At 71.9% G+C, this 13540-nt stretch carries 13 protein-coding genes, 1 tRNA gene and 1 pseudogene; 4 read left to right on the top strand and 11 right to left on the bottom strand.

Going from position 1 to position 13540, the window contains the following annotated elements; all coding sequences use genetic code 11:
* Positions 1-6 precede the first annotated feature (6 nt).
* Genes FE374_RS00105 through FE374_RS00125 form a run of 5 tightly spaced genes read right to left on the bottom strand, consistent with a single transcriptional unit; the run spans position 7 to position 5475 of the window.
* Entirely contained in the window at positions 7-1470 is a 1464-nt protein-coding gene (locus FE374_RS00105; protein ID WP_139926691.1) for a peptidoglycan D,D-transpeptidase FtsI family protein, read from the bottom strand.
* A complete protein-coding gene (locus FE374_RS00110; RefSeq protein ID WP_139926692.1) occupies positions 1467-2933 on the bottom strand; it encodes an FtsW/RodA/SpoVE family cell cycle protein in 1467 nt (488 codons plus the stop codon). The genes FE374_RS00105 and FE374_RS00110 overlap by 4 nt, the downstream gene beginning before the upstream one ends.
* Positions 2933-4267 carry a PP2C family protein-serine/threonine phosphatase gene (locus FE374_RS00115; protein WP_139926693.1) on the bottom strand — a complete coding sequence of 445 codons (1335 nt, stop codon included), beginning with the start codon at positions 4265-4267 and terminating at the stop codon, positions 2933-2935. The genes FE374_RS00110 and FE374_RS00115 overlap by 1 nt, the downstream gene beginning before the upstream one ends.
* A 4-nt stretch (positions 4268-4271) precedes the next feature.
* Complete coding sequence (locus FE374_RS00120; protein WP_139926694.1) at positions 4272-4745, bottom strand: FHA domain-containing protein FhaB/FipA; 474 nt, start codon at positions 4743-4745, stop codon at positions 4272-4274.
* 10 nt (positions 4746-4755) lie between these two features.
* A complete protein-coding gene (locus FE374_RS00125; protein ID WP_139926695.1) occupies positions 4756-5475 on the bottom strand; it encodes an FhaA domain-containing protein in 720 nt (239 codons plus the stop codon).
* A gap of 356 nt (positions 5476-5831) precedes the next feature.
* On the opposite strand from FE374_RS00125, the gene FE374_RS00130 reads away from it, so the two are divergent.
* Positions 5832-5915 (top strand) — tRNA-Leu (locus FE374_RS00130).
* Between the two features lie 211 nt (positions 5916-6126).
* Here FE374_RS00130 and FE374_RS00135 read toward each other — a convergent pair.
* Positions 6127-6498, bottom strand: coding sequence for a cupin domain-containing protein (locus FE374_RS00135; RefSeq protein ID WP_139926696.1), 372 nt, complete (start codon positions 6496-6498; stop codon positions 6127-6129).
* Between the two features lie 444 nt (positions 6499-6942).
* Positions 6943-7929 (bottom strand): diaminopimelate dehydrogenase, encoded by a 987-nt coding sequence (locus FE374_RS00140; protein ID WP_139926697.1) that lies wholly within the window; start codon positions 7927-7929, stop codon positions 6943-6945.
* Positions 7930-8044: 115 nt separating this feature from the next.
* Between FE374_RS00140 and FE374_RS00145 the strand changes: the two are divergent.
* Both FE374_RS00145 and FE374_RS00150 read left to right on the top strand, forming a co-directional pair.
* A pseudogene (locus tag FE374_RS00145) lies at positions 8045-9141 on the top strand (tellurite resistance/C4-dicarboxylate transporter family protein).
* Positions 9142-9259: 118 nt separating this feature from the next.
* Positions 9260-10672: an MFS transporter gene (locus FE374_RS00150; protein ID WP_139926698.1), complete on the top strand. Its 1413-nt coding sequence runs from the start codon at positions 9260-9262 to the stop codon at positions 10670-10672.
* A 48-nt stretch (positions 10673-10720) separates the two neighbouring features.
* Here FE374_RS00150 and FE374_RS00155 read toward each other — a convergent pair whose 3' ends face one another.
* Positions 10721-11251 carry a metallophosphoesterase family protein gene (locus FE374_RS00155; protein WP_139926699.1) on the bottom strand — a complete coding sequence of 177 codons (531 nt, stop codon included), beginning with the start codon at positions 11249-11251 and terminating at the stop codon, positions 10721-10723.
* A 140-nt stretch (positions 11252-11391) separates the two neighbouring features.
* On the opposite strand from FE374_RS00155, the gene FE374_RS00160 reads away from it, so the two are divergent.
* Complete coding sequence (locus FE374_RS00160; protein ID WP_230978401.1) at positions 11392-11571, top strand: hypothetical protein; 180 nt, start codon at positions 11392-11394, stop codon at positions 11569-11571.
* Between the two features lie 67 nt (positions 11572-11638).
* Here the strand turns inward: FE374_RS00160 and FE374_RS00165 are convergent, their stop codons facing one another.
* The 3 genes from FE374_RS00165 to FE374_RS00175 all read right to left on the bottom strand — a co-directional run bounded on the left by FE374_RS00165 (position 11639) and on the right by FE374_RS00175 (position 13430).
* The gene (locus tag FE374_RS00165) at positions 11639-12085 is read right to left on the bottom strand and encodes a hypothetical protein (protein WP_139926701.1); all 447 of its coding nucleotides are present in this window, start codon (positions 12083-12085) and stop codon (positions 11639-11641) included.
* 143 nt (positions 12086-12228) lie between these two features.
* The gene (gene mtnN, locus FE374_RS00170; protein ID WP_230978402.1) at positions 12229-12975 is read right to left on the bottom strand and encodes a 5'-methylthioadenosine/S-adenosylhomocysteine nucleosidase; all 747 of its coding nucleotides are present in this window, start codon (positions 12973-12975) and stop codon (positions 12229-12231) included.
* On the bottom strand, positions 12972-13430 hold the full coding sequence (locus tag FE374_RS00175) for an S-ribosylhomocysteine lyase (RefSeq protein ID WP_230978403.1): 459 nt from the start codon (positions 13428-13430) through the stop codon (positions 12972-12974). Before FE374_RS00175 ends, mtnN begins: the two co-directional genes overlap by 4 nt.
* Between the last annotated feature and the right edge of the window lie 110 nt (positions 13431-13540).

Below are 13540 nucleotides of genomic sequence, written 5' to 3' on the forward strand. Positions count from 1 at the left end.
CTCGCGTCATGAGCCCAGCACCGCCGCCATGACGTCGCGGGCGATGGGCGCCGCCGTCGTCGCACCCGACGCGCCCTCACCCTCGCGGCCGCCGTTCTCGACGACGACGGCGACGGCCACCTCGGGCTCGTCCCCGGTGCCGGCGAAACCGACGAACCACGCGTGCGGGGCGATGCCCTGCCCGATCTCGGCGGTCCCGGTCTTGCCCGCGACGGTCGCGCCGGGGATCTGGGCGTTGCGGCCGGTCCCGGTGGCCACGACCTCGCGCATCATCTGGGTGAGCTGCTCGGCCGTGCCGACCGAGATGGGCTCGCGCAGCTCCTCGGGCTCGGTGGTCGAGACGACCTCGAGGTCCGCGGTGAGCTCACGGGCCACCATGAACGGCCGCATCTGCACGCCCTCGTTGGCGATGGCGGCGGCCACCATGGCCATCTGCATCGGCGTGACGCGCACGCTCGCCTGTCCGATGGAGGCCATGGCGAGCTCGGCCTGGCTCTCGGTGGCCGGGAAGCGGGAGGGGGTCACACCCAGCGGCACGGCCAGCTCTTCACCGAAGCCGAACGCGGCGACCTGCTCACGCAGCGCGTCGTCGCCCAGCTCCATGGCCAGCGTCGCGAACGGGGTGTTGCACGACTGCCGCAGCGCCTGGGTGAACGTGACCTCGCCGCTTCCGTCACCGCACGGCAGGTTGCCGGGGTTGTTGAGGATCTGGGTCGACTGCGGCAGCTGCATCTCGGTCGGTGCGGGCACCAGGGAGTCCGCGGTGTACTCCCCGCTCTCGAGCGCGGCAGCGGCGGTGAGGAGCTTGAAGCTCGAGCCGGGGGCGTACTGGTCGCCGGCCAGGGCGCGGTTGGTCATCGGATCGGCCGGGTCCGCCTGGTAGGCGTCCAGCGCCGCCTGGGCGTCCTGGCGTGAGTGCGTGGCCAGCGCGTTGGGGTCGAAGCTCGGGCTGGAGACCATGGCGAGGATCGCCCCGGTGCGCGGGTCCAGGGCGACGACGGCGCCACGCTGGTCACCCAGGCCGGCCGCCGCGGCCTGTTGGGCGGCGGGGTCGAGGGTGAGCTCGACGGCGCCCCCCTGAGGCTGGTTGCCGGTGACGAGGGTCTGGATCCGTTGGAGGAGCAGCGAGCCGGAGGTGCCGTTGAGCACGTCGTTCTCGGTGCTCTCCAGGCCCGTGATCGCGTTGAACGCGGTGGAGAAGTACCCGGTGGCGTGCGCGTACAGCGAGCCGGGGGCGTAGGAGCGCTGGAAGCCGAACACGTCGTCGACCGGGGCCGAGGAGGCGATGGCCTCGCCCGCCACCACGATCGGGCCACGGTCCCGGCCGAACTCGCGGTAGATGCGGCGTACGTTGCGCCCGTCGTTGTTGAGGTCGGACGCCTGGAAGAACAGCACCGACGTGGCGCTGATCATCAGGGCCAGGAACATCACCGCGACGACGGTGGCCAGGTGGCGCACCTGTGTGTTCATGACAACCTCACCACCTCGGTGGGCTGCCCGTCGTCGCCGTCCGCGCCGTCCGGGGTGGCGGGAGCGGCGCCGTCCTCGCGCCCCACCGGCAGGGCGGGGCCGGGCGGCTGCGGCAGCGGCCGGGCGACGTCCGGGGCGGGCCGGCGCGCGGCGTCGGAGATGCGCAGCAGCAGGGCGAGGATGATCCAGTTCGAGACCAGGGAGGAGCCGCCCAGCGCGAGGAACGGCATCGTCAGGCCGGTCAGCGGGATGAGGCGGGTGACCCCGCCGACCACCACGAAGCACTGGAAGGCGATGACGAACGCCAGGCCGGAGGCGAGGAGCTTGCCGAAGCCGTCGCGCACGCCGATGGCGGCGCGCATGCCGCGCTGGGCGAGAACGAGGTAGAGCACCAGCACGGCCAGCAGGCCGGTCAGGCCGAGCTCCTCGCCGAGGGAGGCGACGATGAAGTCGGAGTTGGCGAAGGGGACCAGCTGCGGTTCCCCGGCGCCCCAGCCGGTGCCCATGAGCCCGCCGGACGCCATGCCGAACAGGCCCTGGACCACCTGGCCAGAGCCGCCCGGGTCGCGGTTGTAGATCTCCGGCTCGAGGGCGTGGAGCCAGACGTCGAACCGGGCGCCGACGTGCGGGAACAGGGACGCCGCGGCCAGCGCGCCGCCGGCGAAGAGCACGAGCCCGATGAGGATCCAGCTCAGCCGCTCGGTGGCCACGTAGAGCATGGCGACGAACAGGCCGAAGAACAGCAGGGACGTGCCCAGGTCGCGCTCGAAGACGAGGACGGCGAGCGAGACCGCCCACGCGAGCAGGATCGGGCCGAGGTCCCGTCCGCGGGGCAGCTGGAGCCCGAAGACCTTCGGGCCCGCCAGCGCGAGGTTGTCGCGGTTGGTGACGAGGTACCCGGCGAAGAAGACGGCCAGGACGATCTTGGCCAGCTCGGCCGGCTGGAACGACAGCGAAGCCACGTTGATCCAGATCCGGGCACCGTTGATGCTCACGCCCAGGCCCGGCAGCAGCGGCAGCATGAGCAGCGCCAGGCCCGCGATCATGGCGGTGTAGGTGTAGCGGCGCAGCACCCGGTGGTCGCGCAGGAACACCAGGACGCCGACGGCGCACGTCACACCCAGGATCGTCCACAGCATCTGCCGGTCCGCGTTCGCGGCGCCCTCGACCCCCCGGGCCAGGTCGATGCGGTAGATCATCGTCAGCCCGATGCCGTTGAGCGTCACGACGACCGGCAGCATCACCGGGTCCGCGTACGGCGCCCGCCACCGGATGAGCAGGTGGGCGACCACGGCGATGGCCGCCATGAGGAGTCCGAGGACGGGCAGGTCCGCCGGGACCTGGCCGGTCTCGGCCAGGCCCACCTGGGCATAGGAGAACAGCGTCAGCAGCAGGGCCAGGCCGAGGAGCAGGAGCTCCGAGCCGCGGCCGGTCCGGGCCCGCTGTTGACTCACGATGGCCATCAGGCGCCCCCGCCAGATGGTGAGGGGGACGACGGCGGGGGCGTGGCGCCGTCGTCCTGGCCCGGCACTGTCGAGACGTCACCGGGGCCGGCGGACGCCGCATCGGGCTCGGGTGCCTCGCCGGCGACGGCGGGGCGCAGGGAGGCCCGCAGGTTCTCCACGACGGCGAGGGCGGCGGCGAGGGAGCCGCGGGTGATCGGTTCCTCGAGGCGCGCCTGGGCCACTGGGGTGAGCGCGTCGATGCGCAGGTCGGTGCGCTCGTGCAGCGTGGCCAGGTCGACCGGGCCGAGCTGCTGGGGGATACCGCGGTAGACGGCCACGTGGTCGCCGTCGGGCGCCACGAAGTACTGGGTCTGCGTCCACGACCGGGCCGCCCACCCGCCGGCCGCGAGGGCCAGCAGGATCAGCACCGTCGCCACGAGGCGGCCCACCCAGCGACGCCCGCGGGAGGGCTCCTCGTCGGGCTCGGGCGCGGCGGCCTCCTCCGGGGAGGCGGCGCGGACCAGTGCCGCGGCGCGGGCGGCGGAGCCGTTGCCGCCGCGGGTGGCGCGCAACCGGTCGCGGGCCGCGGCACCGACCACCTGTGGGGTGGTGTCCGGAGCGGCGCCGCCGAGCTCGAGCAGGTCGGCGACGACGCAGGTGACGTTGTCGGGACCGCCCGCGCGCAGGGCCAGGCTGATGAGCTCCTCGGCGCACTGGCCGGGGTCGGTGACGTCGCGCAGGGTGTCGGTGATCGTCTCGGCGGAGACCACGCCGAACAGGCCGTCCGAGGCGAGCAGCCAGCGGTCGCCGGCCCGTGCCTCCCGCAGCGACTCGTCGAGCTGGACCTCGCCGTCGTGGTCGCCGAGCGCCCGGAGGATGACGTTGCGCTGCGGGTGGCGTTCGGCCTCCTCGGAGGTGAGCCGGCCGGTGCTGACGAGGAACTGCACGAACGTGTGGTCCTCGGTCACCTGGGTGAGGGCGCCGTCGCGCAAGAGGTAGGCACGGGAGTCGCCGATGTGGATCATGGCGAGCTTGTTGCCCGAGCGGAGGATGGCGATGCAGGTGGTGCCCAGGCCGGCGAGGTCGGTGTCGGCGTCGGAGCGCTCCATGAGCTCGGCGTGGGCGGCCTCGACGGCGCCGCGCAGCAGGTCGAGGAGGTCGTCCGCGCCGTGGGCGTCGTCCAGTGCCGCGAGGTGCGCGACGGCCACGGAGGAGGCGATGTCGCCGCCGGCGGGCCCGCCCATGCCGTCGGCGAGGACGAGCAGGTGCGGACCGGCGTAGCCGGAGTCCTGGTTGCTGGAGCGGACCAGCCCGACGTCGGAGCGGGCGGCGAAGCGCATCTGGATGCTCATGCGCTCACCTGCGCAGCTCGATGACGGTCTGCCCGATGCGCACCGGCGTGCCTGCGGGGATCTCCACCGGCTGGCTGATCCGCTCGCCGGCGACGACCGTGCCGTTGGTCGAGCCGAGGTCCTCGAGCCACCAGGCGCCGTCCTTGGGGAAGAACCGGGCGTGGCGGGAAGAGGAGTAGTCGTCGTCGAGCACCAGGGTGCAGCCGGGGGAGCGGCCCACGAGGACGGAAGACGGGCCCAGCGGGATGGTGGTGCCCGCGAGCGGGCCCTGGGTGACCACCAGGCGGGTGGGGGTGCGGGCCGGTGCCGGGCCGCGGGCGGGTGCGGGCTTGCGGGACCGGGGGGCGCGGCCGGGGCCGCGTGGGGTGACGCGGGTGCCGAAGATGTCCTTGCGGAGTACCGCAAGCGCGGTCAGCACGAAGATCCAGAGCAGCACGAGGTAGCCCACGCGCAGGAGGGTGAGGACGAGCTCGCTCATAGGCGGCCGGTCACCTGCCGCCGTCGGTGGCGTCGTCCTCGTCCGCACCGGTCCAGAACAGGATGCGGGTGCGACCCACCGTGATCGTGTTGCCGTCCACCAGGGTGGCGGCGTCGATGCGGTGCCCCTCCACGAACGTGCCGTTGGTCGAACCCAGGTCGGTGGCGATGACGCCGGCGGGGGTCACCCGGATCTCCAGGTGGCGGCGCGAGACGCCGGTGTCGTCCACCACGATGTCCGCCTCGCTGCCGCGGCCGATCACAGTGACCGGGCCGGTCAGGAGGTAGCGCTGACCGTCGATGTCGACGATCGGGTGGCGTGCGGAGGCCACGGAGGAGGTGGCGGGGGCGACGGCGCCGCGGCGGCTGGCCGAGCGCACCTGGAAACGGCCCGTGGTCAGCTCGTCGTCCTGCTCGAAGCTGACCTCGACGGGCCCGACGAAGGAGTAGCGCTGGGAGGCGGCGTGCTCGGTGGCCGCGCCGACCATCTCGTCGGCCAGGGTGTCCGCGCCCCACTGCTCGATCTGCTCGAGGTCGCTCGGCGCCAGCGCGACGACGAACTCGTTGGGCACGACGGTGCGCCCGCGGGAGACGGCGGCGGCACGGTCGTCCATCTCGCGCCGCAGCGCGGAGGTGATCTCCACCGGCTTGACCTCGCTGCGGAACGCCTTGGCGAATGCGGCGCTGACGATGTGCTCGACGCCCTTCTCGAACCGGTCCAGCACTCCCATCACGCACCTCCTTCCCGCCTCTGCCTCACGTCCCGGGCGGGTGCTCCAGGCCGTGCCGGGTGGTTGCCCGGCGCCGTGCTGTCCGTGCGCATTCACCAGACGGAATCCGTCCGTACCGGGGGTTGCCCGGCCGCCGGCACACGGGACCGGCGCCACGATCGTAACTAGACACGGCGGGAATCGGCGTATCCGGGGCCCGGCGCGGTGCGAGTTCGGGTGGTAGCGGCGGGTGCGGGCGGGGCGCCCTCGGGGCCCCGCGGGGGAGGGTGACGTGGGCAGCATCACGCTCGCGAGGCCTCTTGGCGGGGCCAGAGCGCCGCCGGCCCCGTGCTAGTCTTGCCAGCGCTGTTAAGCGAGCGCGAGTGGCGGAATAGGCAGACGCGCACGGTTCAGGTCCGTGTGCCCGAAAGGGCGTGGGGGTTCAACTCCCCCCTCGCGCACAGCAGGAAGCGGCGGTATCCCAACGGAAACGTGGGGTGCCGCCGCTTCGTCGTTTGTCGATGCGCCAACGGCCAGAACCCATCGAGCCGAACAGCCTCTGATGGCTTCGCGCGCCCGATCGACGCTGCTTCCACGGCCGCCGTAACCATGCACGCGTGAATGCTCCAACATTGCCGCGCACGCGCCCTGCCCGAGCTGGGAGACGGCGGCTCAGTCGCCGGGCCGCGCCCAGACCGAGGCGCCCTGCCAGTCGACAGCCACGGCGGGCTCGTCACCCACCACCCAGGCGTCATGCCCCGGCGGAAGCGATGTTACTTCACCCGTCTCGGCCTCCATCTCCGTGCCGTCGGCCATGACGACGTGGAGGCGACCGGACACGTGGTACTGCTGGTGGGGCGCCATGCACAGGTCCGTCCCGGCGACCGGCCCCACGTCCTTGGTCCACCGCCAGCCCGGCTGGAGGGTGATCCGCCCGACCTGGGCGCCGCCGGCGAGGTTGACGAGCTCAAGGCGCCAGTTGTCACCCTCCCGTATCTCGTCGGGCTTGTCGAAGGACGCGAACTCCAACGGCTGTGCACTCATGGCTGCAACTCCTTCATCGCTCCCGCGCTGTGCTGCTAGTGCGCCGCAGCCCGGCACGGTTGTCAATAGGTGCTGCACCCCCGTCGTTGCGGCCTCGACCGGGTGCCGGCACTGCCCGACGCGCCACGCCCCACGTGGAGGGAGTGGGTGCCCCGGCGCCTCGTTACGAGCCCCCGACCGTGCCAGATCCGTGAGGGCAAGCTCTTCAGCGAGATTGCTGAGCCAGCGAGCCGTCGGCGGGGACGAGGAGAACGCGACGACGAAGGCTGAGTGAGCGCCGACGTCGACCCATGGGCGCCCGCCTACAATCTCGATTCGGATGAGCCGGCTTCCGCCTCAGCGTCGGCAACGACCGGATCGTCTACACCCTCAGCGACGACGCGCTGGTTGTGGTGGTCGTGCCGCGGGGGCACAGGAAGGAGGTCTACCAAGTCCGTGACGGCTCTACAGCAGCTCCGCACGCAGCTGATCTGCGGACTTGGGCGACAGCAGCCCGGGCGGGACGTCGAACACCGTCTTGGCGCCCACCTGGCCCCCGGCGTTGAGCCGGGCCGCGGCCCTGGCGTAGGCCACCAGCACACTCGCGGTGAACTCGGGGTTGCTGCCGAGGTCCAGGCGGTACTCGACCACCTGCGAGCTCCCGGAGCCGGTGCTCCCGCTGCGGATCACGAAGCCGCCGTGCGGCATGGTGGCGTGGTCGCGGGCGAGCTCCGCGGCGCTGATGAAGTGCACCGCGGTGTCGTAGTCGGCGAAGTAGTGCGGCATCGTGACGATGGTCTGCTCCACCGCGGCGGCGTCGGCGCCGTCCTCGAGGACCACGTAGCACTCTCGGGTGTGCTTCTGCCGGGTGCTTAGCTCGGGGCGCGCGCCGCTGCGCACCGCCTCGATTGCCTCCTCGGACGGCACGGTGTACTGCACGGCGCCGGCCACGCCCGGCACGCGGCGCACCGCGTCGGAGTGACCCTGGCTCAGGCCCTTGCCCCAGAAGGTGTAGGTCGCGCCGTCGGGAAGCAGCGCCTCGCCGAGGAGGCGGTTCAGGGAGAACATCCCCGGGTCCCAGCCGACCGAGATGATCGCGGTGTTGCCGCCCGCCCGGGCGGAGGCGTCCACGGCCGCGAAGTACTCGGGGATCTTCGCGTGGGTGTCGAAGCTGTCGACGGTGGTGAAGTGCGCCGCCAGGGCCGGGCCGTGCTCGGGCAGGTCCGCCTTGGAGCCACCGCACAGGATGAGGACGTCGACCCGCTCGCGGTGCTCCAGGAGCTCGTCCCATGGCAGGACGGGCACGGCCGGCGTAGGCGCGGTGATCTGGTCGGGGGAGCGGCGGGTGAAGATCCCGGCCAGCTCCATGTCCGGGTTCTGTCCGACGGCGGCCGCCACGCCGCGCCCCAGGTTTCCGTACCCGGCGATCCCGATCCGTAGCGGTGCTGCCATCCTCGTGCCCTTTCTCGTTCCTCGTGCGACGGCCGACCATGGCCCGCCAGTTCCGGGCGACCATACTTCCCCGGCGCCGGTGGCCACCCGCCGGGGCCGGCGACACTCTCCCCCGATGGCGGCGACGGCGCTCGCGGCACGGTCCTCGGCCGGGGGCTTCCTCGACCGCGTGCGTACCGCGGTCCGGGGCCTCGCTTCGGGCTACTTCGCCCTCGTCATGGGCAGCGGCATCATCTCGGTCGGCATGCGGCTCGAGGGCTTCGAGCTGCTGTCCGGTTTCCTGCTGGTGGTCTGCGCCGTCACCTAGGTGGTCCTGGTGGCGCTGACCGTCGTCCGCCTGGGGCGGTACCGCACGGACATCGCCCAGGAGCTTGGCGATGCGCGCCGTGCCTTCGGCTTCTTCACCTTCGTGGCGGGGACGAACGTCCTCGGGGTCCGGGTCGCTATGGACGGGCACGTCGCCTGGACGACGGGGCGTTGCTGCTGCTCTCCGTCGCCGGCTGGCTGGTGCTGGGGTACGTGGTCCCATGGACGGCCGTCCTGGGTCGCACCACCCGTCCGGTGGTGGCGACCGCCAACGGCACCTGGTTCATCTGGGTGGTGGGCAGCCAGTCGGTCGCGGTGGCATCGGCCTCGCTGCAACCGGTCGTCACGGCGCAGCGGGACCTGCTCGCGCTGCTCTCCATAGTGTCGTGGTCGGTCGGCATCTTCCTCTACGCCGCCGCGGGCGTGATCGTAGCTCTGCGGATGTTGCTCTACGAGCTGCGCCCCGCGGACTTGACCCCGCCGTACTGGTTGGCGATGGGCGCGTGCGCCATCACCGTGCTCGCCGTGGCCCGGATCGTGGAGATGGCCGACGCCCCGATGGTGAACGCCACACGGGGACTGGTGGCCGGCCTGTCGGTCGTCTTCTGGGCGTTTGCCACGTGGCTGATCCCACCGCTGGTGGCGGCTGGGGTGTGGCGGCACGGGCGCCACCGCGTGCCGTTGACCTACGACGCCACCCTGTGGAGCATCGTCTTCCCGCTCGGGATGTACGCGGTGGCCGGGATCTATCTCGGGCAGGCGGACCAGCTGCCGATCGTGGGTGCGATCGGCGCCGTCGAGCTGTGGGTCGCGTTCGCCGTCTGGGCCGCGGTCTTCGCCGCGATGATTGTCCATCTGTGGCGCACGGTCGCCCGGGCCGGTTCGAGGATCGGTGTGACGGGTTAGATGTGAGGGTCCCGACAATCCCACCCATTTGCTCACCATTCGAGACGTCCGTATCAAATGGTGAGCAAGTGAGAGGTAACATCTTTGGGTTCCTGACCCAGCACATGAGGAGTTCCGCGTGAGCACGCTCACCGCGCCGGACACGGCAGAAGCACGGCCCGCACCGTCGGGGGTCCAGAAGCGGCGGATCATCTTCGCCAGCCTGGTCGGCACCTCGATCGAGTTCTACGACTTCTACGTCTACGCCACCGCGGCGATCTCGGTCTTCCCGCTGCTCTTCTTCCCGGCGTCCGACGCCGGCGGGGCGCTCCTTGCCTCCCTGGCCACCTTCGGGGTGGCCTTCGTGGCAAGGCCGGTCGGCTCGATCATCTTCGGCCACTTCGGTGACCGGCTCGGCCGCAAGGCCACCCTGCTCGGGTCGTTGCTGACCATGGGCATCGCCACCGTGATCATCGGCATGCTGCCCACGTACGCGCAGATCGGCCTGTGGGCGCCGGTCATGCTCGCGATCATGCGGTTCTGCCAAGGCCTGGGCCTCGGCGGGGAGTGGAGCGGCGCCGCGCTGCTTGCCACCGAGACCGCCGAGAAGGGCAAGCGCGCCCGCGCCGCGATGTGGCCCCAGCTCGGCGCCCCCATCGGCTTCCTCTTCGCCAACGGCTTCTTCCTGCTGCTGACGATCTGGATGGGCCACGACAGCACCGACCCCGCGCACGACGGGACCTTCCTCACCTGGGGCTGGCGGATCCCGTTCCTGGCCTCCGCCGTCATCGTCGCGCTCGGCGTGTACGTCCGCGTGAAGCTCGAGGAGACCCCGGTCTTCGCCCGCGCCGTCGCCCGCGGCGAGAAGGTCAAGACGCCGCTGAAGGCGGTGCTGCAGACCAGCTGGCGCCAGCTCATCCAGGGCACCTTCATCATGCTGGCCACCTACACGCTCTTCTACCTGTTCACGACCTGGATCCTCAGCTACGCCATCGGCGCGACCGAGAACGGCATGCTGGGGATCGGCTACCAGGACTTCCTGGTGCTCCAGCTCATCGCGATCCTCTTCTTCGCCGCCATGACCCCCGTCTCCGGTGCGCTCGCCGACAGGTTCGGGCGCAAGCCGTTCCTCATCGTGGTCACCGCGGCGATCCTCGTGTTCGGCTTCTTCTTCGACTCCTTCCTGGCCCCGGAGGTCATGGGCACCGGCGCGGACGCGAACATGGGCCTCATGCTGGTGTTCCTCATCATCGGCATGACGCTGATGGGCCTGACCTTCGGCGTGCAGAGCGCGATCCTGCCCGAGCTGTTCCCGACCAACGTGCGCTACACGGGCTCGGCGATCGCGTACAACTTCTCTTCCATCCTTGGTGCGGCGGTGGCCCCCTTCATCGCCGCCTGGCTGGTGCAGAACCACGGGGTCGCGTGGGTGGGCGTGTACCTCGCGTCGATGGCACTGCTGACCCTGCTGTCGCTGTTCTCCACCAAGGAGACGAAGGACCTGGACCTGGACACCCTCACGGCGACGGACGCCCAGCCGGCCGTCGCCTGACACCCACCACCACGAGAGACGCCCCCGCCGTGCCGGCGGGGGCGTCTCTCATCCGGCGCGGTGGAGCGAGGGCGGAGGTACCAACGGGTGGAGCACAACATCGATCTCGCCCGGTTGCGCACCGAGCACGGCCGTCATGAACGTGCGGTGCGGCTGGCGGCGCCGGTCGGTCGGGGAGCCGGGGTTGAGCAGGCGCATCCCGGCGGGGGAGACGGAGTCCCACGGGATGTGGCTGTGCCCGAACACCAGCAGGTCGGTCTCCGGGAACACCGCGTCCATCCGCTCCTCGCGCCCCGGGGCCGGACCGGTCTCGTGCACCACCGCCAGCCGCACGCCGTCGATCGTCGCGCGGGCCACCTCGGGAAGGCGACGGCGGATGTCCGCACCGTCATTGTTGCCCCAGCACGCCACCAGGCGGGCCGAGCGGTCGGCCAGCTCGTCCACCAGCCGAGCGTCCACCCAGTCCCCGGCGTGCACGACGACGTCCGCCAGCGCCACGGCGGCCCACACCTCGGCCGGCAGCTCCCTGGCCCGCTTGGGCCAGTGCGTGTCGGCGAGGAGCAGTAGACGGGTGGTCATCGCGAGTCTCCGGTTGACGGCGCCCCTCGGCCGGCAGGGGATGTCACCGGCCGGTCCTACCGTGCCGTCATGTGGCAGTCGAGCAGATTCCCCTTCGTGATGCGGCGGTGAGCCTAGGGCCTGGGCAGCACGGCCGTCCGGTGACCACCGCGGACAGGCCGATACCCCTGCGCGTGTGGGTGCAGACCCGCCAAGGCCACAGGGCTGTGGACGGGGTGGCGGTGGCGTGGACGGCCCGCGCCGTGCGGGTGCGCTACCTCGACGAGCACGGCCGTCAGGGATTCGCCTGGGTGTGGGCGAACGCCGTCGTCAGGCGGTGACAGGCCTCAGGGGTTGAAGGCCGGGTTAAAGCCCTCGGCGGGTCACACGCGACCTCACGTGCGCGACCTAAGTGCGGGGCCGATCGCCGGGGACCTCCCCGGCATCGCGCCCAGAAGAGAGGTCTCCGTCGTCGGCGGCGTGACGTCCCGCAACCCCGGGATCGCTGGCGGGGTCGTAGTCCGGGTCGAGCGCTTCCGCGTCCCGCATCCGCTCCTCGGCCCGCTCGCGGACCTGGCCGGCCTGCTCGGCGCGCAGCCGGGCCTCGCGGTCGAGGCGGTCGGCCTCCACCCGCGCCTGCTTTGCCTGCGCCTCGGCGGCCGCGGCGTCCGCCTCGCGCTGCCGGGCAGCGAGGTCTTCCTCCTCGCCCTGCGCCCGCAAGTCCGCGGCGTGGGCTCGGTTCTCCTCCCGCCGGACACGCTCCTGCTCCTTCTTGCGCCGGCTTGCGGCGAGCACGGCGACCACGATGATCGCCACTACAACGATGGCCAGCACGATCCAGATCCAGGTATCCATGGGACGGCCCTCCTCGGTCGACTTGATCTCATCGAACCCGAGGCCCGGGATTCCGGCCACCGGAGCGCGGAGTGCGGCTCGCGGGCAGCGCGCTCGCCATCACGCTAGGGGTTCGCCCGGTGCTCGCCGCCTGGTGAGTCCGGTCAGGCGCCGACGACTGCGCGGACCACGGCAGCGGCCCGAGACGCCGCCTCGTCGACGCCGAGATGGAAGTCCTCGCCAGCGGCAGGGCCGCACAGGTCCGAGACTCCCCGCACGGAGAGGAACGGGACGCCGAACGAGTGGCACACCTGCGCGATCGCGGTGGACTCCATGTCCGTGCTCAGCGCGGCCGGGAAAGCCTCGCGCACCTCGGTGACGTTGACCGCCGTGACGAACGAGTCGCCCGACACCATCTGCCCCACCCGGAGCGAGCCCTTGTCCAGCACAGCCGCCCGCGCCAGCCCGAGCAGGCCCGCGTCGGCCGGGTAGCTCACGGGCATGCCGGGTACCTGACCGCGCACGTACCCGAACGCCGTCGCGTCGGCGAAGCCGTAGGTGTAGTCGTCCCCGACGATGACGTCGCCGACCCGCACCACAGCCGTCAGGCCGCCGGCCGAGCCGGTGGAGACCACGGCCCGCGGGCGGACCGTCGTCAGCGCGTGCACCGCCGCGGACGCGGCGTTGACCAGCCCGATGCCTGATCGCACGAGCAGCACACGGGTGTCACCCAGGGCGACCAGCCGGGTACGGGCGTGCCCGGCCCCGACGTCGGCGCCGGCTTGGGTGGCGGCGTCGAGGAACGGGCGGACCTCCTCTTCCATCGCGCCGATGACCACCGCGTCCACGACGGGCAGGTCCCGGTCGCCCGCCGCCCGGGTGAGCGGCGCCGCCGTCCCGTCGAGGCTCACGCCGTGACCTGCGCCCACTCCTCGCGGCGCGCGAGCATGGTCCGCGCGGCTTCCTTCGCCCCACCCAGGGTGTGACTCGCGGCCCAGCCGCACTGGATCTCGTTCGCGGCGGGCACCTCGGTGGCGTCGACCACGTCGCGCAGCGTGGTCTCGACCAGGTCCAGCACCTCTGCCATGGGGTGCTCGCCCACGAGCAGGAGGTAGAACCCGGTCTGGCAGCCCATGGGGGAGAAGTCCACAACGTCGTCGGAGTGGTTGCGCACATGCTCGGCGAAGGTGTGCTCGAGGGAGTGGACCACCGGCATCTCCAGGTGGTCCACGTTCGGCTGGCAGAACCGGACGTCGTACTTGGTCAGCACGTCCCCGCCGGGCAGGTGCTTGGTGTCGGCCAGGCGCACATAGGGTGCGGCGACCGTGCGGTGGTCCAGGTTGAAGCTCTCGACGTTCATGCGCATGGGATGTCCTCCGTCAGGGGCGGTGCTGCCCCCATCATCCCCCGTCCGCGGCCCCGTCGGTCGGGGCGCGGGCACGGCGGCGCCGCCACGCGCGCCGGCACCGGACGGTC

The organism is Georgenia yuyongxinii (assembly GCF_006352065.1).
Classification (GTDB): Bacteria; Actinomycetota; Actinomycetes; order Actinomycetales; family Actinomycetaceae; genus Georgenia; species Georgenia yuyongxinii.